Below are 21,916 nucleotides of genomic sequence, written 5' to 3'. Positions count from 1 at the left end.
TGATCGGGGCGCACGACGACGACCACACCGTCTTCATTCTCGTCGGCGCCGATGTGGCGCTCCTGGCCCGCGGGTCGGAGGCCCTCGCGGCGCGATGGGTGACGGAGTACGACGACACCGAGCGCGACTCCTACTGACACGGGGCGCCGCGCGTCGAAACGCGTCGAGCTGCTGTCAACCCCCGCGCGGCCGGCGCGGCGCCATGCCACCCTGTGAGCATGCAGAGGATCGTCACCGCCCGCATCGAGCTCGACGTCACCGACCCCGCCGACCTCGTGTTCGCCGTGGCCGCATCCCGGGCGTATGCCCCGGCATCCGAATCCCTCGACGTGCGCGTCGACGGCTCGCCCGTGCCGGTGCACGAACTCACCGACGCACACGGAGGTCGCCTCCACCGGGTGGACGCTCCGATCGGCCGCCTGCGACTGGACTACGCGGCGACCATCGACGGCGCGGCCACGCCGCTGGACGCGGACGAGACGGAACTGCTCGTCTACGGCCGCCCCAGCCGCTACGCGGAGTCCGACGCACTCGCGCCGACGGCCGCGGCCGAGTTCGGCGGCATCAGCGATTCGAGCGACCTGCTGACGGGTGTGTCGTCGTGGGTGGGCACCGAGCTGTCGTACGTCAGCGGCTCGAGCCTGCCGACCGACGGGGCCACCCGGACGCTCCTGGCTCGCCGCGGCGTGTGCCGCGACTACGCCCACCTGTGCGTCGCCCTTCTGCGCGCCGGCGGCGTGCCCGCGCGGCTGGTCGCGGTGTACGCGCCCGGACTCGACCCGATGGACTTCCACGCCGTGGCCGAGGCGTGGATCGACGGCGCCTGGTGCGTCGTGGACGCCACCACCCTCGCCCCGCGCGACACGCTGGTGCGGATCTCGACGGGGCGGGATGCTGCGGACACCGCCTTCCTCAACATCCTTCGCGGACGCGCCGACCTCGTAGACCTGCAGGTGACCGCGACCGCCGACACCCTTCCCGACGACGACCTGGATCGGCTGATCAGCATCTCCTGATCAGCATCCGCTTACCGCGGGAGTCAACCAGTTGACACCAGGGATGTCAACTGGTTGACTCTGGCTATGGCCGCCCGTCTCACCGTCACCCTCCACGAGCTCGTCGGCGAACTGGATCTGTTCGCGGACGCCTGGTTGCGAGACAGACACGGCGTGACCTTCAACCTGTTCGAGATCCTGGCGACCCTCTCCGAGCGGGCGCCGATCGACATCACCGGGCTCGCACGCTGCCTGCGGGTGACGAAAGCCGCGGTCAGCAAGCGCGTCCCGGCCCTGGTCGCCGACGGGTGGCTGCGCACCACCGCGGGCGAAGGGCGCCGCATCCTTCTGGAGCTGACCCCGAAGGGCGTCAAGCTGGTGCGCGTGGCCGGCGGCGAGCTCGAGGCCGAGTTCGCCCAGATGCTCGCCGATCCGCGCCTGGATCCGGTCTCCTCCGGCACCGGCATCACCCCCGCCGCGCTCAACGCCCATCTGTCGGCACTCACCGACATCGTTCTCGCGAAAGGTCGCACCTCATGAATCGCCGTCTGCTCGTCATCGTCGGCACGCCGCTGGCGGACACCCTCACCCATGCGCTGGCGGAGAGCTACGCGGCGAGCGCCCGCGCCGCCGGCGCCGAGGTGCGCCTCATCGATCTCGCCCACGACCCCATTCCCGACCATCCGCGCAGCCGTGACCAGCTGCGCGCGCCGCGCAGCGGACGCACCGACGACCTGCCGCTGGATCCCGACGTCGCCCGCTACCTCGACGACCTGTTCTGGGCCGACCACATCGCGATCTTTCACCCGCAGTGGTGGGGCACCGTGCCGGCAGCGTTGAAGGCGTTCATCGACCGCGTCTTCCTCTCCAACGCGACGTTCCGCTATCGCGAACGGTCGGCCCTGTCCGACCGCCTGCTCGCCGGACGCACGGCACGCATCGTCATGACGATGGACTCGCCTCGGTTCTGGAACCGTCTCGTCTACCGTGGCGCCGCCGAGGCATCGCTCTCCCGGGCGACCCTCGGCTACTGCGGCGTACGCACCCTGGGCATCACACGCTTCACGCCCGTACGCTTCAGCGATGACACCGCCCGCCGCGGCTGGATCGAGCGCGTGGCACGGCACGGGCACGCGGATGCCGCCTCCTCCCGCCGCGCCGACCACCCGTCGACGGGCGAAGCGTCTTCCCCTCCCCGGACGGCACCGGTGAAGACCCTGTAACAAAGCGTCGCCCGGCGGCGCCCGACACCGCGCCAGCGGCGAAGATGGATGTCGCGGCATCCGCACACAGCATTCGGCGCGCCGCTCATCCCACCCGGAGGTCTCCATGCCGCGTCCCATCCTGCGCACCGCCCTCGCCGCCACCGCGGCCGCTCTCGCCCTCACCCTCGCCGGCTGCGCCGGAGGGACCTCGGGCCCGGGAGGTGCGGCGTCCGACTCCGCGAACGCGGATGCCGGCTACATCACCCCCGGAAAACTCACCTTCGCCACGGGTGAGACGGCGTACGAGCCGTACGTGTACGGCGACGACCCGGCATCCGGCAAGGGCTTCGAAGCAGCGGTCGCGTACGCCGTGGCCGATCAGCTCGGGTTCACGAAGGACGACGTCGTCTGGGTGCGGACCTCCTTCGAGTCGGCCATCGCGCCGGGACCGAAGAACTTCGACATCAACATCCAGCAGTACACGATCACCGACGAGCGCAAGCAGGCCGTCGACTTCTCGACGCCCTACTACGAGGCGAGCCAGTCGGTCGTCGCGATCAAGGGCGGAAGAGTCCAGGGCGTCACCGACATCGCGGGGCTGAAGCCCCTCGCGATCGGCGCGATGACCGGCTCGACGAGCGCCGCCACCTTGGAGAAGGCGATCGCCCCGACCACCGCGCCGTCGCTCTACAACTCCAACGAAGACGCCGTCGCCGCGCTCAAGACCGGCCAGATCGACGCGATCGTGCTCGACACGCCCACCGCGTACGTCGCGGTCAACGCGCCCTACATCGACAACTCGTTCGTGGTCGGCGAACTGCCCGCCGCCGGCATCCCCGACCAGTGGGGACTGCTGCTCGCGAAGAACTCGCCGCTGACCGCGAAGGTGAGCGCCGCGGTCGACACCCTTCTCAACAACGGCACCCTCGACGAGCTGAAGAAGCAGTGGCTGTCGGTGCTGACCGAAGGCGTGCCGCAGCTGAAGTGACCCGCTCGGGTAACGTCGGTCCGTGACCATTCACTCCCCCAGCGCGCTCGAGCTCGAGCGGCGTGCGTTCCGCCGCGGGCGGCAGCGGCGCTCGGTGCTCGTCGCGATCGCCTCGAGCCTCGTGTTCGCGGCGATCGTCTGGGCGAGCGTCATCAACACGCCCGGGTGGGCGAGCGTGCAGCAGGCGTTCTTCGACCCGCAGATCGCCCTGCAGTCGCTGCCGAAGATCTGGGACGGCTTCCTCATCAATCTGCAGGTGCTGGGCATCTCACTCGTCACCGTGTCGGCCGTCGCGCTCCTGATCGCGGTGCTGCGCACCGTGCGCGGGCCGGTGTTCTTTCCACTGCGCGTGCTCGCGGCGGCCTACACCGACCTCTTCCGCGGTCTGCCGTTCATCATCGTGCTCTACCTGATCGGCTTCGGCGTGCCGACGATCATGAACACGCGGATCCCGGTCGTGGTGCTCGGCGTCGTGGCGGTCACGCTGACGTATTCGTCATACGTGGCAGAGGTGCTGCGCGCCGGCATCGAGGCGGTGCATCCCTCGCAGCGACTGGCGGCGCGTGCCCTCGGCCTCGGCTACGTGCAGACCCTCCGCCGGGTCGTGCTGCCACAGGCCGTCCGCAAGGTGACGCCGCCGCTGATGAACGACTTCATCTCGATGCAGAAGGACGTGGGACTGATCTCGATCCTGGGCGCGATCGACGCCATCGCCGCCGCCCGCTCCTCGGCGTCGTTGAGCTACAACTTCACGCCCTATGTCGTCGCCGGCATCCTGTTCATCCTGCTGGCCATCCCGACGATCCGCGTCACCGACTGGTACACCGCGCGGCTGCGCGAGCGCGAGCAGCAGGGATCGATCCTGTGAGCGGGCACGTCGCGGCATCCGGCGCCCCCGTCCTGCGCGCCGACGACCTCTGGAAATCGTTCGGCGAGCGCGACGTTCTGCGCGGCGTCTCGGTCTCGTTGGCCGCCCACGAGGTGGTGGCCCTGATCGGCTCGTCCGGATCGGGAAAGTCGACGCTGCTGCGCTGCCTCGGGCTCCTGGAACCCATCGACGACGGGCGCATCTGGCTGGGCGAGCTCGACATCTCCGACCCCCGCGTCGACGGCAACCGCGTGCGCGCACGCCTGGGCGCCGTCTTCCAGAGCTACAACCTGTTCCCCCACCTGTCGGTGCTCGACAACGTCACGCTCGCCTCGCGGGTCGTGCACCGGATGCCGCGGGCACGGGCCGAGGAGCGCGCCCACGATCTGCTGGCACGCGTGGGCCTCGCGGAGTTCGCGACGGCCCACCCCGACCGCCTCTCCGGCGGCCAGCAGCAGCGCGCGGCGATCGTGCGGGCCATCGCGACCGATCCCGAAGTGCTGCTGCTTGATGAGATCACCTCCGCGCTCGACCCCGAGCTCGTGGGCGAGGTGCTGGAACTCGTGCGCGCCCTGGCCGCGGACGGGACGACGATCCTCATGGCGACCCACGAGATGGCCTTCGCCCGCGACGTCGCCGACCGCGTCGTCTTCCTCGACGACGGCGTCATCGTGGAGGAAGGTACCGCGGCATCCGTGTTCGCCGCGCCGCAGCATCCGCGGACGCAGGCGTTCCTCTCGCGCTTCTCCGGCTGAGAGTCAGCGCGCGGCGCGCGAACTCCGCAGAATCGCGCGAACTCCGCACGGATGCCGCGAAAACGTGCGGAGTTCGTCGCTTTCTGCGGAGGACGTCAGCGCGTGCGGGTCAGCGCGCGGCGCGGATGAGCTGCGTCGAGTGGTCGAGATGCGCGCGAACGGCCGCTCCCCCGTCGCGGGGCAGCGCGTCGAGGTAGGCGCGGTGCTCAGCGGCGAGCGCACCCGGCGCGTAATGGGGACGCACGTGGGTCAGCAGGAGCAGCACCTCCGACTCGAGGCCGGCGTGGGCCTCCGCGAGACGAGGGCTGTCGGCGGCATCGACGATCGCGCGGTGGACCGCGGCATGCGCGCGGATCGTGGCCGTCCAGTCGGCGCGGACTTCGGCATCCGCGAGATCGCCGATCGCCGCCTCGATCGCCGCCCGCGTCGCGGCCGACCACGCGACGCCCTGCGCCTCGGTGATCAGCCGCACGGCCTCGGTCTCCAGCGCGGCCCGCAGCTGCTGGAGTGCCCGCAGATCGTCGTCGTCGAGCGCCGAGACCCGGGCGCCGGCATAGGGGACGAGCTGGACGAGGCGTTCTGCCCCGAGCGCGGCCAGGGCCGCACGCACGGTATGCCGCGACACGTCATGCGCGCGGGCGATCTCCTCTTCGCGCAGCGGCGCACCCGGCGCCAGCGCGCCGCTCAGGATCTCGCCGCGCAGCGCATCGGCCACGCGCACGTCCGCCGTCGGCCGCGGCGCGTCCTCACGCCGGCGCGGAGACACCGGCGCTCCGGAGACGGGCGGGGGCGGCGACCAGGGCGAGCCCGACAGCGATGACGATGAGCCCTGCCACCGAGACGGCGGAGAGCTGCTCGTGCAGCACGACGAGGCCGAGCACCGTCGCGGCGAGCGGCTCGGCGAGCGTGAGGGTCGACACGGTCGCCGGGCTCAGGCCGCGCAGGCCCGCACCGAACAGGAGATAGGCGATCGTGACGGTGACGACGCCGAGCCACAGGGCGAGCGCGACGCCGTTCGCGGTGTTCAGCCACGCGGTCGAGGTCGACAAGAGCACGGGCAGACTCAGCACCGCGGCGGTCCCGAACACAGCCCCCATCACTGCCGGCGCCGTCCAGCCGCGGTCGAGCAGCATCTTGCTCGCGATCGCGTAGAGCGCGTAGGACGCGCCGGCACCCACGGAGGCGGCGACGCCGAGGAGGCTGGTCGGTGCGGCGGAACCGTCGCCGAACACGCCCGACACCAGCACGACACCGACGATCGCGACGGCTGTCGCGACACTCCAGCGAAGGCTCGGGCGGCGGCGGCGCAGCACGCTGTCGAGCACGCCGGTGACGATGGGCGCCGAACCGAGCGCCACGACCGTGCCGACGGCGACGCCGTTGAGCCCGGTTCCCGAGAAGAACGTCGGCTGGTACGCCAGCACCCCGGCGGCTCCGACGAGCACGATGACGAGCGCAGGGACCCCCCGTCGGACCGGGAGGCTGTCGACCGCCGCAGGCGACGCCGTGCGCCGGGCCCGCGACGCGAGCGCGATCGCGCCCAACAGCGCACCCCCGATGAGCACGCGCGCCGCGCCGATCGAGAGGGCGTCGGCATCCACCTCGGCGAGTGCCCGCGACGTTCCCGTCGTGGCGAAGCACAGCGCCGCGACGAGGACGGCGACGACGGACAGGGAACGACTCACCGGAACATTGTTACACAATCCAGCTGGCGGCGGCGCGAGTTCACCGCGCACGCATAGCCGCCGGTCGTACGCTCGGCATACGCCTCCCATCGATGCTCTGCTCACGACCTGGCGCGCCGACCCCGTCACGATCGCGGTCCTGGTCGGCGCGGCACTGCTCTACGCCCTCGGGGTGCGACGCGCACGGCGACGCGGCACCTCATGGCCGGCCCACCGCACGGTGCTCTTCTTCGTCCTCGGGCTCGGCTCGTACGCCGTGGTGGAACTCGGCTTCCTCGGCACGTGGTCGGCCGAGCTCCGCTGGGCGTTCGTCGCCCGCATCGCACTGCTGCTGATGGCCGTTCCGGCGCTCATCTGCCTCGGACGTCCGCTCGATCTGCTCCGCGCGGGCCTGTCGGATGCCGCCCGGCAGCGCCTTGACGCGGCCCTGGACGGCCGTGTGTTCCGCGTGCTGGGCAATGCGATGTTCGCGACGGTCTTCGTCGCGGCGATCTTCTGCGTGTTCCTGACACCCCTCGCGGGAGTTCTCCGCACCTCCCCCCTGATCGGCGAGGCGCTCGGGCTCGTCTCCCTCGTCGTCGGGCTGCTGCTGGTCGTTCCCCTGATGGCGCTCACCGGCAACCACACCAGCACGTTCCTCGCCGTGGAGTTCCTCCTGGCTTTCGTGGAACTCGTGATCGACTCGATCCCCGGCATCCTGCTGCGCCTGAACGACACGGTCGTCGACGGCGTGGCAGCCGCCGCGGGTGCGGCGTGGTGGCCGAATCCGCTGCACGATCAGCACCTCGCCGGCGATCTGCTCTGGTTCATCGCCGAAGTCGCCGACGTGCCGATCCTGATCATCCTGCTGGTGCGGTGGGGACGCCGCGACCGCGTCGAGGCCGCGGGCTACGACGCCCTCACCGACGAAGAGCACGACGCGCTCGTCCAGGAGCACCTGCGCGGATCGCGCGGCTGACGCTCCCGCTGTGCGGGGACGGATGCCGCGGCATCCGCGCGCCGCCGGCGATCAGGCCCGAATGCTGCGCTCGGCCGCCTCGACGACGTTGGTCATGAGCAGGGCGACGGTCATCGGCCCGACGCCGCCCGGGTTCGGCGACAGCCAGCCCGCGACGTCCTCGACGCCCGGGGCGATGTCGCCGTAGACCTTCGCCTTGCCGGTCTCGGGGTCGCTCTCGCGGGTCACGCCGACGTCGAGCACGGCGGCGCCGGGCTTCACGTCCTCCGGGCGCACGAGGTGCTTGACGCCCGCGGCGCCGACGATCACGTCGGCCTGGCGCAGGTACGATGGCAGGTCGCGCGTGCCGGTGTGGGTGAGGGTGACCGTCGCGTTGACCGCGCGACGGGTCAGCAGCAGACCGATCGAGCGGCCGATGGTGACCCCGCGGCCGACGACCACGACGTGCGTGCCGGCGAGGGCGAAGCCGTTGCGCTCCAGCAGCTCGATCACGGCGCGCGGCGTGCACGGCAGCGGCGAGGTGATCTCGTCGTTGACGTTCAGCACGAGCTTGCCGAGGTTGGTCGGGTGCAGGCCGTCGGCATCCTTCGCGGGGTCGATCCGCTCGAGGATGCGATCGGTGTCGATGTGCCGCGGCAGCGGGAGCTGCACGATGTAGCCGTGGCAGGTCGGGTCGGCGTTGAGGCGATCGATCGCGGCTTCGACGTCGGCCTGTGTGGCGTCGGCCGGCAGCTCGACCTGGATCGAGTTCATGCCGATCGCCTCGGACTCGCGATGCTTCATCCCGACGTACAGCTGGGATGCCGGGTCGGCACCCACCTGCACGGTCGCGATGCCGGGGGTGACCCCCGCGGCCTTCAGCTTCGCGACGCGTTCGGCGAGCTCCGCCTTGATGGCCGCGGCCGTCGCGCGGCCGTCGAGCTTGTGTGCAGTCATGCGTTGTCTCCTCCGTGTTCTCCCCGCGAGACACGGTTCCCGCACCGAGACACGCGTCAACGGCGCGTGTCTCGGTGCGCAGGCGGTGTCTCGCGGACCGTGGATGCCGCGGCGCACCCGCGCGGGCGGGGAATGCCGCGGGCGGGTTACTGCGTGAGGCCGGGGTACAGCGGGAAGGCGGCGGTCAGGGCGGCCACGCGCGTGCGCAGCGACTCGACGTCGGCGTCCGGCAGCAGCGCCAGCGCGATGATGTCGGCGACCTCGGTGAACTCCGCGTCGCCGAAGCCGCGGGTCGCGAGCGCCGGGGTGCCGATGCGCAGGCCCGAGGTCACCATGGGCGGACGCGGGTCGTTGGGCACCGCGTTGCGATTGACGGTGATGTGGATCTCGTGCAGCAGGTCTTCGGCCTGCTTGCCGTCGATCGCGGCGTCGCGGAGGTCGACGAGCACGAGGTGCACGTCGGTACCGCCGGAGCGGACGGAGATCCCGGCATCCTTCACGTCCTGCTGCGAGAGGCGCTCGGCGAGGATCGCCGCACCGCGCACGACGCGCTCCTGGCGCTCCGTGAACTCCGGGGTCGCGGCGAGCTTGAACGCGGTCGCCTTCGCGGCGATCACGTGCATGAGCGGACCGCCCTGCTGGCCCGGGAAGACGGCCGAGTTGAGCTTCTTCGCGAGGTCGGCGTCGTTGGTCAGGATGAAGCCCGAGCGCGGGCCGCCGATCGTCTTGTGCACCGTGGAGCTCACGACGTGCGCGTGCGGCACCGGGGAGGGGTGCAGGCCCGCCGCGACGAGGCCGGCGAAGTGCGCCATGTCGACCCACAGCAGCGCGCCCACCTTGTCGGCGATGGCGCGGAAGCGCGCGAAGTCGAGCTGACGCGGGTAAGCCGACCAGCCGGCGATGATGACCTTCGGCTGGTGCTCGACGGCGAGGCGCTCGACCTCGTCCATGTCGATCGTCGAGGTCTCGGGGTCGACGCCATAGGCGACGATGTTGTAGAGCCGGCCGGAGAAGTTGATCTTCATGCCGTGCGTGAGGTGCCCGCCGTGATCGAGCGAGAGACCCAGCAGGGTGTCGCCGGGGCGAGCGATGGCGTGGAGCACCGCGGCGTTGGCGGAGGCTCCCGAGTGTGGCTGGACGTTCGCGAACTCGGCGCCGAACAGCGCCTTGGCGCGCTGGATGGCGAGCTCCTCGGCGACGTCCACCTCTTCGCAGCCGCCGTAGTAGCGGCGGCCGGGGTAGCCCTCGGCATACTTGTTCGTCAGCACGGAGCCCTGCGACTGCAGCACCGAGACGGGAACGAAGTTCTCCGAGGCGATCATCTCGAGGTAGCCGCGCTGACGCTCGAGCTCGCGCTCGAGCACCTGCGCGATCTCGGGGTCGACCTCGGCGAGCGGGGCGTTGAAGTACGGATCGGTCATGACGGTCTCCTGCCATTCGTCGGGTGGATGCCGGTGTGCGCCGGGCGCACGCCGGTGTATCAAACGAAGGCCGGCCCAGGCGTGCGGTCGATTGCCGTGTTCGCCGCTCCCCGATGGTGACCCACCTCAACGCCAGTCGCGACAGTGCGAGCATATCGGATGCGACGCCGCCGGCACACGGCTAGGCTGGCGTTATCGGATTTGTTAGGACTCCTTACATCACCTCCGCAGGCTCGGGCCGCTGCCGCTGGCCCCGATCCCCGGCCGCCACGCAGAATGGAGACACCGTGTCGCAGCCCTGCCTCGTCCCCGCACCCGCGCGGCTGACCCTCGACGAGGGCAGCCCCTTCCTCCTCGCGAGCGACGTCGCACTCGTGATGACGACGGATGCCGCGGGAGTCGCCGACGCCGCCGCGGAGCTCCGCCGGCTGATCGCGGCGCGCACCGGCATCCGCCTCGCCGCTCCGACGCCCGCGAACGGCCAGGAGCCACACCTCCGATTGAGCCTCGAGCACGACGGGCCCGCCGAGTCGTACCGGCTGCGCAGCGACGCCGGCGCCGTGCACGTGGCCGGCGCCGATGCGGCGGGCCTCTTCTACGGCGTGCAGACGCTCGCGCAGGCGACCACGGCGGACGCCTCGGGCTGGGGCGTTCCGGCGATGGAGATCGAGGACGCCCCCCGCTTCGCGTATCGCGGCGTCATGCTCGACGTCGCCCGTCACTTCCTCGATGTCGCGACGGTGTGCGGCTACGTCGACCGCGCCGCCGGCTTGAAGTTCAACGCCCTGCACCTGCACCTGACCGACGACCAGGGATGGCGCATCCAGATGCACTCCCGCCCCCGGCTCACGGAGAAGTCCGCGTCGAGCTCGGTCGGCGCGGACGGCGGCGGCTTCTACACCCACGACGACTACCGCGCCATCGTCGCGTACGCCGGCCGCCACCACATGATCGTCGTGCCCGAGATCGACGGTCCCAGTCACACCCACGCCATCTCCCTCGCCTACCCCGAGCTGTGCGCACCGCCGGTGGTGAGCGCGCAGCTGCGGCGGCAGTCGGAAGAGGACGGCAGCGCCCTCCCGCTCGGCGGCGTCGCCTACGAAGGCATCGGCGTGGGCTTCTCGTCGTTGCGGATCCGCGACGAGGCGACGTACACCTTCCTCGCCGACGTCCTCACCGAGTTGGCGGCTCTCACTCCCGGTCCGTACCTGCACATCGGCGGCGACGAGGCGCTGGGGACGGATGCCGAGGATTACGACCGCTACATCGCACGGGTCTCGCGGCTGGTGGCCGAGACCGGCAAGACCACCATCGCCTGGCACGAGGCCGGCGTCTGCGGCGGCCTCGCGGAGGGAACCATCGGACAGTACTGGGGTTTCGTGTCGGCGACCGACGGCATGGACGAGAAGACCCGGGGCTTCGTCCGCCGCGGCGGACGCGTCATCCTCTCACCCGCCGACGCGATCTACCTCGACATGAAGTTCGACCCCGACTCACCGCTCGGGCTGACGTGGGCGCGTGGAGTGACCAGTGCCCGCCGCTCCTACGAGTGGGAGCCGACTGCCGTCATCGACGGCATCGATCAGGCGCAGATTCTCGGCGTGGAGGCGCCGCTGTGGAGCGAGACCGTCCGCACATCCGCCGACATCGACGCCCTCGCCTTCCCGCGCATCGCCGCCGCTGCAGAAGCGGCGTGGTCCCCGGCGCTGGGAGCCCTCCCTCTGCGAACATGGGAGTCCTTCCGGGCCCGCGTGGGCGGGCTCGGGCCGCTGTGGAGGTCACTCGGCATCCGCTTCACCGCGCTGTCCGAGATCGATTGGACACCCGCGGAGCCGATCACCGTGCAAGGGGACAACACATGACCACCGTCATCCACTCGGCGCAACTGGTCACCGCCGGAACACTCACCCCCGACGCCTGGATCGCCTTCACCGACGGGGTCATCGACGGCCGCGGCACGGGCACGACGTGGCGCACCCTGGGGGCGGGCCAGGTGATCGACGCCGCGGGAGGGGTGCTCGCTCCCGGGTTCATCGACATCCACGGTCACGGCGGCGGGGGCGCCTCGTTCGATGAGGGCGCCGAGGCCATCGCCACGGCGCGGGCCGTGCACCGTGCGCACGGGACGACCCGCGCGGTGCTTTCGCTCGTCACGGCATCGCTCGACCATCTCGCCGCCCGCACCGCCGTCATCGCCGATCTCGTCGAGCGCGACGCGACGATCCTCGGCTCCCACCTCGAAGGGCCGTTCCTCGATCCCGGCCACAAAGGCGCCCACACCCTCAGCCTGCTGCGCCCGCCCGATGCCGCGGCCGTGGGACGGCTGCTCGACGCCGGGCGCGGCACCGTGCGGCAGGTCACCCTCGCGCCCGAGCTGCCGGGCGCGCTGGCGGCGGTGTCGCAGTTCGTCGCCGCGGGTGTCGCGGTGGCGGTCGGCCACACGAACGCCACCGAGGACGACGCCTTCGCCGCCTTCGACGCCGGCGCGACGATCCTCACGCACGCGTTCAACGCCATGCCCGGCATCCACCACCGCGAACCCGGGCCGGTGGTGGCCGCGCTGCGCGACGAGCGGGTGACGCTGGAGATCATCGCCGACGGGGTGCACGTGCATCCGGACGTCGTCGCGCTGGCGTTCACGCAGGCGCCGGGTCGGGTCGCGCTCATCACCGACGCCATGGCGGCCGCCGGCGCCGCCGACGGGCACTACGAGCTCGGCGGGCTCGCCGTGACGGTCACCGCCGGCACGGCGCGGCTCGATGACGGCGGCGCCATCGCGGGCTCGACGCTCACCCAGGACGCTGCCCTGCGGCTCGCCGTCGGCCACGGCATCGCGCTGACGAGCGCCGTCGACGCGCTGACCCGCATTCCCGCGCGTGCTATCGGCGTCGACGACCGGTTCGGCGTCGTCGAGAGCGGTCGTGTCGCCGACGTCGTGCTGCTCGACGAGCACCTCCGGGTGCGGACGGTGTGGGTCGACGGCATCCGCGTCTGACCGCGGGCACCGGACGAGAGAAGCCCCTCCACCGGTACCGCGCAGGTCCTCCCCCGAGATCCCGCGCTTCCGGTCCTGGCCACGGATCGCTCCGTGACTCCCACCCCGACACCGACTCCGGAACCCACACCGGTCCTTCCCGACGGCGCACCCGGCAGCACGGTGACGGTGAAGTTCGGCGACGTTGAGCGAGCGTGGGTCACCCTGTCCGCCGAAGGCACCGCAGAGGTCACGATCGAGGGCACCGTCCTCGACTTCTGGTTCACGAAGATCTCGATTGCGTACATGGCAGGCGCCGCCGTGGGCCCGGCCACCGTCACCGACATCTGGCGCCTCGTCGGCTGACGGCCAACGTGAGTCACAGCCCCGCCGCGTAAACTGGCGGAATGTCCGAGCTGCCGCACGTCCGTCCCGCCGCCCCCGAGGCCCCGCGATCGGCCGACGGCGCCGCCGCGCGTCCGGCGGGCGTGCGCCCTGCGCTGGATGCGGTGGATCTGCTCGCGTTCCTCTGCGAACTGTTCGCCTTCGCCACCCTCGCGGTCTGGGGCTTCACCGCCTGGCCGTTCCCCTGGAACATCGTCGCCGGAATCGGCGCTCCGTTGATCGCGATCCTGCTGTGGGCACTGTTCGTCTCGCCCCGTGCCGTCTTCGCCGTGCACCCGTTCGTGCGGGCCCTCGTCGAGCTCCTCGTCTACGCTTCCGCGACGATCGTCTGGTGGACCAGCGGCAATGCCTGGATCGGCCTGGCGTACGCGGTCGTCGCCGTGGCCGTCGGACTGGTCTCTGGCCGACGCCGACTCGCCGCCTGAGGCACTCCAGATCATGAGCGCCGTCCTCGACCTGCTCACCGCCGAGCTCGCCGATCGCATCGACACCGACCCCACCGCCCTCGACGCCGCACGCGCGGACAAGTCCGGGCACGCAGCCGCCGGGCCGCCGATCGCGATCGTGCACGCGGCATCCGTCGCCGACGTCCAGGCGACGATGCGCATCGCGTCCGCGACGGGCACGCCCGTCGTGATCCGCGGCGCGGGCACGGGGCTGGCGGGCGGCGCGAACGCCGGTGCCGGCGAGATCGTGCTGTCGATGCGCAGAATGAACCGCATCCTGGAGGTGCGCGCCGACGACCTGCTGGCGGTTGTCGAGCCCGGCATCCTCAACGCCGACCTCAACGACGCCCTCGCCGCGCACGGGCTGTGGACGACGCCGAGGCCGAGCTGCTGTGGACCATCCGCCGCTCGATGCATCCGGCCATGGAGGCGATGGGCACGACCCTGATCGAGGACGTGTCGGTTCCCCGCAGCGCCCTTCCCGCGATGTTCGACGAGATCGCGCGCATCGAGCGCGCCTACGACCTCGTGATCCCGACCGTCTGCCACGCGGGCGACGGCAACCTGCACCCCAACTTCGTCTTCGACGGCGAGGAGGTTCCCGAGATCGTCTGGCGCGCCGCCGACGAGCTGTTCCGCGCGGCCCTGCGCCTCGGCGGCACGCTCACCGGCGAACACGGGGTCGGCGTGCTCAAGCGCCGTTGGCTCGTCGACGAGCTCGGCGAGGATCAGTGGCAGCTGCAGCGCCAGATCACCCGGGTGTTCGACCCCCTCGGCATCCTGAATCCGGGAAAGGTCTTCACCGACTGAGTGGGACCGCTCAGACGGCCGGCGGGTAGATCTGCGGGCTCGGAGCGGCCTGCCCGCGCGCGCCGAGGACCATGGCGAGGATCCCCAGCGCCAGCGGCACGGTGAGGATCACGAGCGATCCGAGCGCGAACAGCCACAGGAGGCCCTGCGGGTCCTGACCCGACGCCCCGACGAGCACGATCTGGGGCAGCGCCGAGGTGGCGACGATCACCGCGAGCCCCCAGGCGGGCGCCCACTGCCACGGCCGCGGCACGACGGCGGCGCGCCCGATCGCGACCACGGCGACCAGCGCCGCGGCGGCGGTGACGGCCAGCTGCGTGAACGACAAGATCTGCAGGAGTGCGATGTCCTGCCCGGTCGCCAGGGCCGACAGCGCCAGCTCGACGACCGGCGGGAGGACCGCGAGCACGAGCAGCGCCGCCATGCCCGGTGGACGCCGTGCGACGATCGACCCCCGCCCGCGCAGCCCGAAGGCGAAGACGACAAGGGATGCCGCGAACAGCACCGCCGTCACGATCGCGACGCCCGAGCCGAGGCCTCCCGGCGCCACGGCCCGCACCGCCGTCGGCACCACCGCACTGGCGGCGAGCAGCGCGCCGCCCCAGATCCATGCGGGCACGGGCTTTCGGATCTCGGCATCCGTCATGGCCCGACCCTACCGCCGCTCGTCCGTCCCGTCATGTCGCTTTCGCCGACGCCTACCGGCGAGAGGGGACGGATGAGCGCCGTCAGAGACCCTGCCAGGCCGGCTTGTTCGCGTAGGCGTAGCGGTAGTAGTCGGCGTGCTCCAGGCGGGATGCCGCGGCCTCGTCGACCACGACGGTCACGTGCGGGTGCAGCTGGATCGCCGAGCCCGGCAGCGACGAGGTCACGGGGCCTTCGACGGCGCCCGCGACGGCCGCAGCCTTGCTCTCACCGAAGGCGAGGAGGAACAGGTGACGCGCCGACAGGATCGTGCCGAGCCCCTGCGTGATGCAGTGCATCGGCACGTCGTCGATCGTGTCGAAGAAGCGGGCGTTGTCGCGTCGCGTCTGCTCGATGAGCGTCTTCACGCGCGTCCGCGATGCGAAGGAGGAGCCGGGCTCGTTGAAGCCGATGTGACCGGAGGTGCCGATCCCGAGGATCTGCAGGTCGATGCCGCCCGCGTCGGCGATGGCCCGCTCGTAGTCCTCTCCGGCGTGCGCGATGCTCGCCAGATCACCGTTCGGCGTGTGGATGCGCTCGGGATCGAGGCCGAGCGGCTCGACCACCTCCGTCGTGATGACGGAGCGGTAACTCTGCGGATGCCGCGGGTCGATGCCCACGTACTCGTCCAGGGCGAACCCGCGCACCCGCGACACGTCGGTGTCGGCGAGCCGGGGCCGCAGCGCCTCGTAGACGGGGAGCGGAGTCGACCCGGTCGCCAGCCCCAGCACCGCGTCCGGGCGTGCCGCGATGAGGCGGACGATCTCGTCGGCGACGAGCGCCCCGGCATCCGCGGCCGAGGGGACGATGACGACTTCAGCCATGGAAAACAGCCTCCTGCTCGGATTCGGCGCCGAGGATGGCGGCGCCCAGTGCCGCCGCGGGCGATCCCGGCGGCAGCAGATCGACGCGCTCGCTGAGCCGCAGCGACCGCAGGAACGGGGATGCCGCGGCGCTGGTGTCCAGTTCGGCGAGCACGGGCCTCAGCATACGGTCGCCGAGCGCCGTGACGCCTCCCCCGAGCACCACGGCGTCGACATCGGTAGACAGCACGATCACGCGGACCGCCGACGCGACGCCGTACGCGAGCCCGCGGCGCAGCTCCACGGCGAGCGGGTCGCCGGCGTCGGCGGCGTCGAACACGTCGCGCACGGGCAGCGCCGCGGGCCGGCCCCATCGCTCCGCGACGGCGGCTCCCCCGCTGAAGGCCTCGATGCAGCCGCGCTGTCCGCAGCGGCAGAGGGGTCCCGTCGGATCGACGGAGATATGTCCGACCTCCCCCGCGGCTCCGTGGACGCCCCGCCAGAGTCGGCCGCCGTGCACGAAGCCGGCGGCGATGCCGGTGCCGAGATTGAGGTACGCCATCGACGGCAGCGTGTCCGCACCGCGCAGCACCGAGGCACCGACGGCAGCGGCCTTGACGTCGTTCTCGGCCCGCACCGGAATGCCCAGGCGCGGCCCGAGTGCGAGGGCCAGATCGAGCTCGTCGATGCCGAGGTTCACCGCATGGGCGACCACCGCGCCTCCCGGAGCGACCTGCCCCGGCATCCCGACGCCGAGCGAGGTGAAGGCGGCAGGGGGCATGGCGACGGCGGCAGCCAGCTCGTCCACCGCGTCGAGGATCGTCGTGATCACGGCATCCGCGCCCCACCCGGTCGCCCGGCGCACACGAGCGAGGATCCGCTGATCCGACGCGTCGCCGCCGCGCGGGTCGGATGACGCGACGACCACGGCGTCGGTCTTGGTGCCCCCGACGTCGAATCCGAGTCGCATCAGCCCTTCACCGCTCCCGACACGAGACCGCTGGTCATCTTGCCCTGCACGATGAGGAAGAAGATGATCACCGGAATGGCCATGAGGGTCGAGCCGGCCATGACGACGGCCCAGTCGGTCGCCTTCGTCGCCTGGACGAAGCTGCGCAGCCAGATGGGAAGCGTCTGCGCCTCGGGGCGGGTCATGATCACGAGGGCGAAGATGAACTCGTTCCACGCTTGGATGAACGCGAAGATCCCGGTGGAGACCAGTCCCGGCGCGAGCAGCGGGAAGGTCACGCGCCAGAAGGCCTGTGCCCTGCTGCACCCGTCGATCATCGCCGCCTCCTCGAGGTCGGCGGGGATGCCGTTGACGAACCCGCGCAGGGTCCAGATCGTGAAGGGCAGCACCATGGCGATGTAGACCGCCGACAGACCGATCACGGTGTTCAGCAGGTGCCAGCCGTCGAGCACCCGGAAGGTCGAGATGATCATCGCCTCGGCGGGGATCATCTGGATCACGAGGATCGCGACGATGAAGCTCTTGCGGGAACGGAAGCGGTAGCGCGAGACCGCGATGGCGGCGAGGAAGGCGAAGACCAGAGCCGCAGCGACGGTCAGCACGGTGACGGCGAGCGAGACCCACAGCGCCGGCATGAACCCGCCGTCCCAGGCCGCGCGGAAGCTCTGCAGGGTGAACTGGTCGGGCCAGAAGTGCGGCGTCTCGCTCTTGACGGCCGAGCCGGGCAGGAAGGCGGTGTTGACCATCCAGTAGACCGGGAAGACCGAGCAGACGAAGACGACGACGGCGGCGAGGTTGAGGAGCACACGCCCGGTGGCGCGTCTCGTGCGGGCGCTCATCAGTCGTCCTCCGAGGTCAGCATGGTGCGGATGTAGGAGGCGGAGATGGCGAGCAGCACGACGACGAGGATCACCGAGATCGCGCCTCCCGAACCGAGATCGCCGGTGGCCATCGAGACGCTGTAGATGTAGACGCCGATGGTGTTCGTGTCGGCGCGGATGCCGCCGACGGTCTGCAGCGCATAGATCTGTGCGAACACGCGCAGGTCCCAGATCACCTGCAGGATGAGCAGCACGACGAGGATCGAGCGGATGTAGGGCACGACGATGAAGCGGAACCGCTGCCACGCGCCCGACCCGTCGAGGGATGCCGCCTCGAGCACCTCGTCAGGCACCTGCGAGAGCCCGGCATAGGTGGAGAACGCGACGAACGGGATCGCGCCCCACGTGATGATGATCGCCGCGACGCCGAAGAAGCTGAGGGGGTCGGACAGCCAGCTGTGTCCGATCCAGTTCTGCCCGGTGATCCGCGTCAGCGCGTAGTTGACGAGGCCGTAGGACGTGTCGAAGATCCAGCCCCACACGATGGTGCCGGTGAGCGCGGGCATCGCCCAGGCCAGCAGCAGCCCCACCGAGACGACGGTGCGCATCACGCGGCCGAGTGAGGTCATCATCAGCGCGATCGCAACCCCGAGCACCATGGTGGCGGCGGCACAGACCACCATCAGACCGAAGCTGCGGGCCAGGACGACCCAGAACTCGGAGTCGGTCAGCACACGCACGTAGTTGTCGAACCAGACGAAGGTGGGCGGCTTGCCGAAGATCTGCTCGCGCCCGTACTTCTGGAACGACATGACGATCAGCTGCACGAGGGGCCAGCCGATGAAGACCAGCAGCATCGCCAGGGCGGGCAGCAACAGGACCAGCGGCGTGCGGTCGCGGCGCCGCCGACGCGGAGATGCCGCGGGCGCGTGAGCGGTGGTCATGTCGGCTCTCCTTTCGTGGGTGTCGGGGGCATCTCGACTCGCGGCGCCCGCTCAACGACCGGGGAGGCGATACCACCGCCGATCGTTGAGCGAGGAGCGTAGCGACGAGTCGACACGCAGACGGGTCGAGCGGGCTCAGCCGTTGAGGATGGAATCGATCCGCTCGTCGAGAGCCGTGGCGAGCGTCTTGACGTCACCGCCGGCCGCGACCTGCACGAAGAAGTCCTGCAGCAGGCCCTTCGCCTCCACGTCCGCCCACTTCGGCGACGCCGGCGTCAGCTTCGCGTTCGCGGCGGCATCCGAGATGACCTTCGCGAGTTCCGGCGTCGCCGCGGCGACCTGGCTGCCGAGCGACTTCTTGGCCGGCACGAGACCGGCCTTGGCGAGCAGCGTCTGGTAGTCGTCGCTGAGCATGATCTCCAGCGCGCTCTTGGCGAGCTCGGGGTGTGCGGACTTCGCGGCGATGCCGATGTTCGACCCGCCCGCGAAGACCTGCGCGGCGCCTCCGTTCTTGCCCGGCAGCGCGTAGTAGCCCACCGTCTTGGTCAGGGCGGTGTCGGCCTTGTTCTCATCGGCGACGATCGACCAGTACGCCCAGCTGGGCGCCGAAAGGGTGGCTGCCTTCTCGGTGCGGAACGGAACCCAGGCCTCGGTCTCATCGCCGTCCTTCGGGGCGAGCGAGGCCGTGGTCATCAGCTGCTGCACCTGCTCGATGCCCTTGACCGCGGCGTCGCTGGACATCTGCGCCTCCCACTTGCCGTCCTTCTGCACCGCGATCTCGCCGCCGTTCTCCCAGATAAAGGGCAGCGCGTTGTACCAGTCCTTGCCCGGGAAGTAGACGCCCGAGACGCCGGGCAGCGCCTGCGCGAGCTTCTCACCGTTGGCGACGTACTGATCGAGAGTCGTCGGCACCTGGACGCCGGCGGTGGCGTACTGGGCCGTGTTGTAGAACACGATGCGCGCACCGGAGTAGTACGGCGCGGCATACAGCTTGCCGTCCCACGAACCCGCCTCCACGAAGCCGGGCAGCAGGTCGTCGCCGCCGATGGTGCCCTTGATGTCGGAGATGTCCAGCAGTGCTCCGCTGGAGGTGAACGCGGGCGACTGGGTATTGCCCATCTCGACGATGTCGGGCGTGTCGTTGGAAGACAGGCTCGTGGTGAGCTTGTCGACCAGGCCCGTCCACTGCTGCTCCTCGATGACGAGCGTCGAGCCCGGATTCTGGGCTTCGAAGGTCTTCACGAGATAGTCGCGGGCATCCTGCGGCGTGTCGGTACCGTTCAACCACACGCGCAGCTGGGCCGGCGCCGGAGTGCCGGAGGCGTCGTTGCCGCCCGAGTCTCCGGCCGCGCAGCCGGCGAGAACGACAGCCGAAACGCCGAGGAGCGCGAGAGCGCCGAGCTTCTTGTTCATGGTGTCTTCCTTTGTCTCTCTTGGTGGTGTCGGGGCGCTGTGCCCCGCAGTGATGGGGTCAGGACACCCCGAGTTGTCCGGACAGGACCATGACGGCCGCGCCGCGGAGCACGATGTCCTCCCCCTGCGCCGTCATCCGCACCTGGACGCCGTCGTGGAACGAGGCGAGCGTCCGCGTGCGCAGAGTCTCGACGGTCGCGGTCGCGAGGGTTCCGTCGAGAAGATCGGGCCTGCCGGAGAGGATGATCTCCGACAGATCGAGCACGCCCACGATCGGGGCGAGGGCGATGCCGAGGCGCTCGCCGGCATCGCGCAGCACGGCATCGCGGTCCGCGCCGGGCTCGGCCACGCGTGCGTCCAGGGCCGGAACCGACAGCCAGGCCTCGAGGCAGCCGACCTTGCCGCACACGCAGCGCGGGCCGCCGTCCGTGCCGACGGTGACGTGACCGATCTCTCCGGCGGCGAAACGACTGCCGGCCATGGGCTGGCCGCCGGCGAGCAGACCTGATCCGACGCCTCGACCCACGCGCACCAGCAGCACGTCATCGGCTGCCCCGCCGAAGGTGTACTCGGCGAGCACCGCGGCGTTGGCGTCGTTGGCGACGAGCACGGGCAGGCCCAGGTCGGCGCGCAGGGCCGCTTCCAGGTCGACGCCCTGCCAGCCGAAGTTCGGCGCCGTGAGAACGACGCCGCGATCGTCCACGATGCCGGGGCTGCCGACGCCGACGCCGAGCACCGGGGCATGCGCGTCGGCCACGAGGCGACGCGCGAGCTCCCTGACGGCGCCGAGGATGTCGGCGGGGTCGGTCGGCACCGCAACGTCCCGGCGCGCGACGATCTCTCCGTCGAGCGTGAGGATCGCGCCGAGGAAACGGTCGGAGCCCGAGAGGTCGAGCCCGACGATGCGATGGCCGTCCCGGTCGAGGTCGACGAGGATCGCGGGCTTTCCCGGCCCCGTCACCTCGCGCATCCCGCGTTCGGCCACGTAGCCGTCGTCGATGAGCTCGGCGACCAGATCGGAGATCGTCACCCGGGTCAGACCCGTCTCACGGGAAAGGTCCGCGCGACTCATGGCACCCTGGTGGAAGAGGGTCTGCAGCACGAGCGCGCGATTGTGCGCCCGCGCATGCTCCGGCAGCACCTTCGCTGCGTGGCGCAGTGCGCGACCCGCCACGATGGAGCGGGCCGGCGATGTCGCCTCGACGGCGCCGCGCGGAAGATCAGATCCGGACATGTTTGTTAGTAGACCTTACGAAAGCCGCATCCGCAAGCGTTGACGCGGATTCGGAAGGACGATTTACAAAACTGTTACATTGCACGACGCCCGCCCAGAGGAGCGAACTTGTTGACCGTCACGACATGGACCCCCCGCCTCACCGCGATCCTCCTGACCGCCGTAGCGCTCGCCGGCCTCGTCGGGTGCGCCGCCGACGGCGGGACGGGCCCCGCACCGTCGGGCGGCGACACCCAGACGACGAGCCAGGCGTGCGAGACGGTCCGCGCGAGCGTCCAGGACGCCGCCGCCCAGGTGCAACGCCTCGACCCCGGCGACCCGTCGTCGGCGGTGACGGCGTTCGACGAGGTCGCCGCCCGCCTCGACGACGCCGCGCAAGCGGTGGGCAACCGCAGCGTCGCCGATCTGCTGCCGCCGCTGCGATCGGGCTTCACGACGGCATCCGCCGACCTGTCCGCCATCGCGGGCGGCGACCTCTCCCGCCTGGCGTCGCTGCAGAGCGCTGCCGCGCAGATCCAGGCGGCACTGAGCGCGTTCGCCGCCGCGTGCCCGACCCCCTGACCCTCGGCACGCGCGTCGGCAGCCGCCGATGGACACCTCT

Annotated in this window: 25 protein-coding genes, 1 pseudogene and 1 riboswitch; of the genes and pseudogenes, 15 read left to right on the top strand and 11 right to left on the bottom strand. The window is 71.0% G+C overall.

The features are described from left to right. Positions 1-32: 32 nt before the first annotated feature. The 7 genes and pseudogenes from ABS64_RS07035 to ABS64_RS07005 form a co-directional block, all read left to right on the top strand. Positions 33-137: pseudogene (locus tag ABS64_RS07035) on the top strand (2-dehydro-3-deoxyglucarate aldolase); the annotation flags it as partial. Between the two features lie 81 nt (positions 138-218). Next, positions 219-1,016, top strand: coding sequence for a transglutaminase-like domain-containing protein (locus ABS64_RS07030; RefSeq protein WP_292682174.1), 798 nt, complete (start codon positions 219-221; stop codon positions 1,014-1,016). Positions 1,017-1,082: 66 nt separating this feature from the next. Further along, entirely contained in the window at positions 1,083-1,535 is a 453-nt protein-coding gene (locus tag ABS64_RS07025) for a MarR family transcriptional regulator (RefSeq protein WP_292682171.1), read from the top strand. After that, positions 1,532-2,218 carry an NAD(P)H-dependent oxidoreductase gene (locus tag ABS64_RS07020; RefSeq protein WP_292682169.1) on the top strand — a complete coding sequence of 229 codons (687 nt, stop codon included), beginning with the start codon at positions 1,532-1,534 and terminating at the stop codon, positions 2,216-2,218. The genes ABS64_RS07025 and ABS64_RS07020 overlap by 4 nt, the downstream gene beginning before the upstream one ends. 106 nt (positions 2,219-2,324) lie before the next feature. Next, entirely contained in the window at positions 2,325-3,188 is an 864-nt protein-coding gene (locus ABS64_RS07015; protein WP_292682167.1) for a transporter substrate-binding domain-containing protein, read from the top strand. A 22-nt stretch (positions 3,189-3,210) separates the two neighbouring features. Then, positions 3,211-4,056 carry an amino acid ABC transporter permease gene (locus ABS64_RS07010; protein WP_288121782.1) on the top strand — a complete coding sequence of 282 codons (846 nt, stop codon included), beginning with the start codon at positions 3,211-3,213 and terminating at the stop codon, positions 4,054-4,056. Further along, positions 4,053-4,811: an amino acid ABC transporter ATP-binding protein gene (locus ABS64_RS07005; protein ID WP_292682165.1), complete on the top strand. Its 759-nt coding sequence runs from the start codon at positions 4,053-4,055 to the stop codon at positions 4,809-4,811. The genes ABS64_RS07010 and ABS64_RS07005 overlap by 4 nt, the downstream gene beginning before the upstream one ends. 109 nt (positions 4,812-4,920) lie before the next feature. Here the strand turns inward: ABS64_RS07005 and ABS64_RS07000 are convergent, their stop codons facing one another. Next, positions 4,921-5,526 (bottom strand): GntR family transcriptional regulator, encoded by a 606-nt coding sequence (locus ABS64_RS07000; protein ID WP_292682162.1) that lies wholly within the window; start codon positions 5,524-5,526, stop codon positions 4,921-4,923. A gap of 31 nt (positions 5,527-5,557) precedes the next feature. After that, entirely contained in the window at positions 5,558-6,496 is a 939-nt protein-coding gene (locus tag ABS64_RS06995) for an EamA family transporter (RefSeq protein WP_043339949.1), read from the bottom strand. A gap of 7 nt (positions 6,497-6,503) precedes the next feature. On the opposite strand from ABS64_RS06995, the gene ABS64_RS06990 reads away from it, so the two are divergent. Then, a complete protein-coding gene (locus ABS64_RS06990; protein ID WP_292682156.1) occupies positions 6,504-7,454 on the top strand; it encodes a cytochrome c oxidase assembly protein in 951 nt (316 codons plus the stop codon). A gap of 51 nt (positions 7,455-7,505) precedes the next feature. Here the strand turns inward: ABS64_RS06990 and ABS64_RS06985 are convergent, their stop codons facing one another. Further along, on the bottom strand, positions 7,506-8,390 hold the full coding sequence (locus tag ABS64_RS06985; protein ID WP_288121778.1) for a bifunctional methylenetetrahydrofolate dehydrogenase/methenyltetrahydrofolate cyclohydrolase: 885 nt from the start codon (positions 8,388-8,390) through the stop codon (positions 7,506-7,508). A 146-nt stretch (positions 8,391-8,536) separates the two neighbouring features. Beyond that, complete coding sequence (glyA, locus tag ABS64_RS06980) at positions 8,537-9,811, bottom strand: serine hydroxymethyltransferase (protein WP_288121777.1); 1,275 nt, start codon at positions 9,809-9,811, stop codon at positions 8,537-8,539. A 66-nt stretch (positions 9,812-9,877) separates the two neighbouring features. Then, positions 9,878-9,961, bottom strand: a riboswitch (ZMP/ZTP riboswitch). A gap of 137 nt (positions 9,962-10,098) precedes the next feature. On the opposite strand from glyA, the gene ABS64_RS06975 reads away from it, so the two are divergent. The 6 genes from ABS64_RS06975 (at position 10,099) to ABS64_RS14675 (ending at position 14,446) form a co-directional block, all read left to right on the top strand. Further along, positions 10,099-11,673: a beta-N-acetylhexosaminidase gene (locus ABS64_RS06975; RefSeq protein ID WP_292682148.1), complete on the top strand. Its 1,575-nt coding sequence runs from the start codon at positions 10,099-10,101 to the stop codon at positions 11,671-11,673. Continuing rightward, positions 11,670-12,806, top strand: a complete 1,137-nt coding sequence (nagA, locus tag ABS64_RS06970) for an N-acetylglucosamine-6-phosphate deacetylase (protein WP_292682145.1) — start codon at positions 11,670-11,672, stop codon at positions 12,804-12,806. Before ABS64_RS06975 ends, nagA begins: the two co-directional genes overlap by 4 nt. 93 nt (positions 12,807-12,899) lie before the next feature. Further along, positions 12,900-13,151, top strand: coding sequence for a hypothetical protein (locus ABS64_RS06965; protein ID WP_292682143.1), 252 nt, complete (start codon positions 12,900-12,902; stop codon positions 13,149-13,151). A gap of 41 nt (positions 13,152-13,192) precedes the next feature. Further along, entirely contained in the window at positions 13,193-13,615 is a 423-nt protein-coding gene (locus tag ABS64_RS06960) for a YrdB family protein (protein ID WP_036289593.1), read from the top strand. 13 nt (positions 13,616-13,628) lie between these two features. After that, a complete protein-coding gene (locus ABS64_RS14680) occupies positions 13,629-14,084 on the top strand; it encodes an FAD-binding protein (protein ID WP_363331270.1) in 456 nt (151 codons plus the stop codon). Next, positions 14,048-14,446, top strand: a complete 399-nt coding sequence (locus ABS64_RS14675) for an FAD-linked oxidase C-terminal domain-containing protein (RefSeq protein WP_363331269.1) — start codon at positions 14,048-14,050, stop codon at positions 14,444-14,446. The genes ABS64_RS14680 and ABS64_RS14675 overlap by 37 nt, the downstream gene beginning before the upstream one ends. Positions 14,447-14,456: 10 nt before the next feature. On the opposite strand, the gene ABS64_RS06950 is transcribed toward ABS64_RS14675, so the two are convergent. From ABS64_RS06950 to ABS64_RS06920, 7 genes are all read right to left on the bottom strand, one after another. Then, positions 14,457-15,092, bottom strand: coding sequence for a hypothetical protein (locus ABS64_RS06950; RefSeq protein WP_036289591.1), 636 nt, complete (start codon positions 15,090-15,092; stop codon positions 14,457-14,459). Between the two features lie 82 nt (positions 15,093-15,174). Continuing rightward, positions 15,175-15,954 (bottom strand): glucosamine-6-phosphate deaminase, encoded by a 780-nt coding sequence (locus ABS64_RS06945; protein WP_292682139.1) that lies wholly within the window; start codon positions 15,952-15,954, stop codon positions 15,175-15,177. Continuing rightward, positions 15,947-16,903, bottom strand: a complete 957-nt coding sequence (locus ABS64_RS06940) for an ROK family protein (protein ID WP_288120221.1) — start codon at positions 16,901-16,903, stop codon at positions 15,947-15,949. The genes ABS64_RS06945 and ABS64_RS06940 overlap by 8 nt, the downstream gene beginning before the upstream one ends. After that, entirely contained in the window at positions 16,903-17,742 is an 840-nt protein-coding gene (locus ABS64_RS06935) for a carbohydrate ABC transporter permease (protein WP_288120220.1), read from the bottom strand. Before ABS64_RS06935 ends, ABS64_RS06940 begins: the two co-directional genes overlap by 1 nt. Beyond that, complete coding sequence (locus ABS64_RS06930) at positions 17,742-18,668, bottom strand: sugar ABC transporter permease (protein ID WP_292682137.1); 927 nt, start codon at positions 18,666-18,668, stop codon at positions 17,742-17,744. The genes ABS64_RS06935 and ABS64_RS06930 overlap by 1 nt, the downstream gene beginning before the upstream one ends. A gap of 135 nt (positions 18,669-18,803) precedes the next feature. Next, positions 18,804-20,081, bottom strand: coding sequence for an extracellular solute-binding protein (locus ABS64_RS06925; protein WP_061683919.1), 1,278 nt, complete (start codon positions 20,079-20,081; stop codon positions 18,804-18,806). A gap of 58 nt (positions 20,082-20,139) precedes the next feature. Then, the gene (locus ABS64_RS06920) at positions 20,140-21,315 is read right to left on the bottom strand and encodes an ROK family transcriptional regulator (protein WP_061683918.1); all 1,176 of its coding nucleotides are present in this window, start codon (positions 21,313-21,315) and stop codon (positions 20,140-20,142) included. A 111-nt stretch (positions 21,316-21,426) separates the two neighbouring features. Between ABS64_RS06920 and ABS64_RS06915 the strand changes: the two genes are divergently transcribed. Beyond that, on the top strand, positions 21,427-21,876 hold the full coding sequence (locus ABS64_RS06915; protein ID WP_292682134.1) for a hypothetical protein: 450 nt from the start codon (positions 21,427-21,429) through the stop codon (positions 21,874-21,876). Positions 21,877-21,916 lie beyond the last annotated feature (40 nt).

The sequence above is a fragment of the Microbacterium sp. SCN 69-37 genome, from assembly GCF_001724435.1.
GTDB lineage: Bacteria > Actinomycetota > Actinomycetes > Actinomycetales > Microbacteriaceae > Microbacterium > Microbacterium laevaniformans.
The sequence above is the reverse complement of the archived record's forward strand: the minus strand, read 5'-3'. Positions and strand labels throughout refer to the sequence as shown.

Coding starts and splice junctions, on each gene's coding strand:
- ABS64_RS07030 (WP_292682174.1), top strand. CDS start 219: ATGCAGAGGATCGTCACCGCCCGCATCGAGCTCGACGTCACCGACCCC.
- ABS64_RS07025 (WP_292682171.1), top strand. CDS start 1,083: ATGGCCGCCCGTCTCACCGTCACCCTCCACGAGCTCGTCGGCGAACTG.
- ABS64_RS07020 (WP_292682169.1), top strand. CDS start 1,532: ATGAATCGCCGTCTGCTCGTCATCGTCGGCACGCCGCTGGCGGACACC.
- ABS64_RS07015 (WP_292682167.1), top strand. CDS start 2,325: ATGCCGCGTCCCATCCTGCGCACCGCCCTCGCCGCCACCGCGGCCGCT.
- ABS64_RS06985 (WP_288121778.1), bottom strand. CDS start 8,390: ATGACTGCACACAAGCTCGACGGCCGCGCGACGGCCGCGGCCATCAAG.
- glyA (WP_288121777.1), bottom strand. CDS start 9,811: ATGACCGATCCGTACTTCAACGCCCCGCTCGCCGAGGTCGACCCCGAG.
- nagA (WP_292682145.1), top strand. CDS start 11,670: ATGACCACCGTCATCCACTCGGCGCAACTGGTCACCGCCGGAACACTC.
- ABS64_RS06960 (WP_036289593.1), top strand. CDS start 13,193: ATGTCCGAGCTGCCGCACGTCCGTCCCGCCGCCCCCGAGGCCCCGCGA.
- ABS64_RS14680 (WP_363331270.1), top strand. CDS start 13,629: ATGAGCGCCGTCCTCGACCTGCTCACCGCCGAGCTCGCCGATCGCATC.
- ABS64_RS14675 (WP_363331269.1), top strand. CDS start 14,048: ATGCATCCGGCCATGGAGGCGATGGGCACGACCCTGATCGAGGACGTG.
- ABS64_RS06950 (WP_036289591.1), bottom strand. CDS start 15,092: ATGACGGATGCCGAGATCCGAAAGCCCGTGCCCGCATGGATCTGGGGC.
- ABS64_RS06945 (WP_292682139.1), bottom strand. CDS start 15,954: ATGGCTGAAGTCGTCATCGTCCCCTCGGCCGCGGATGCCGGGGCGCTC.
- ABS64_RS06940 (WP_288120221.1), bottom strand. CDS start 16,903: ATGCGACTCGGATTCGACGTCGGGGGCACCAAGACCGACGCCGTGGTC.
- ABS64_RS06935 (WP_288120220.1), bottom strand. CDS start 17,742: ATGAGCGCCCGCACGAGACGCGCCACCGGGCGTGTGCTCCTCAACCTC.
- ABS64_RS06930 (WP_292682137.1), bottom strand. CDS start 18,668: ATGACCACCGCTCACGCGCCCGCGGCATCTCCGCGTCGGCGGCGCCGC.
- ABS64_RS06925 (WP_061683919.1), bottom strand. CDS start 20,081: ATGAACAAGAAGCTCGGCGCTCTCGCGCTCCTCGGCGTTTCGGCTGTC.
- ABS64_RS06920 (WP_061683918.1), bottom strand. CDS start 21,315: ATGTCCGGATCTGATCTTCCGCGCGGCGCCGTCGAGGCGACATCGCCG.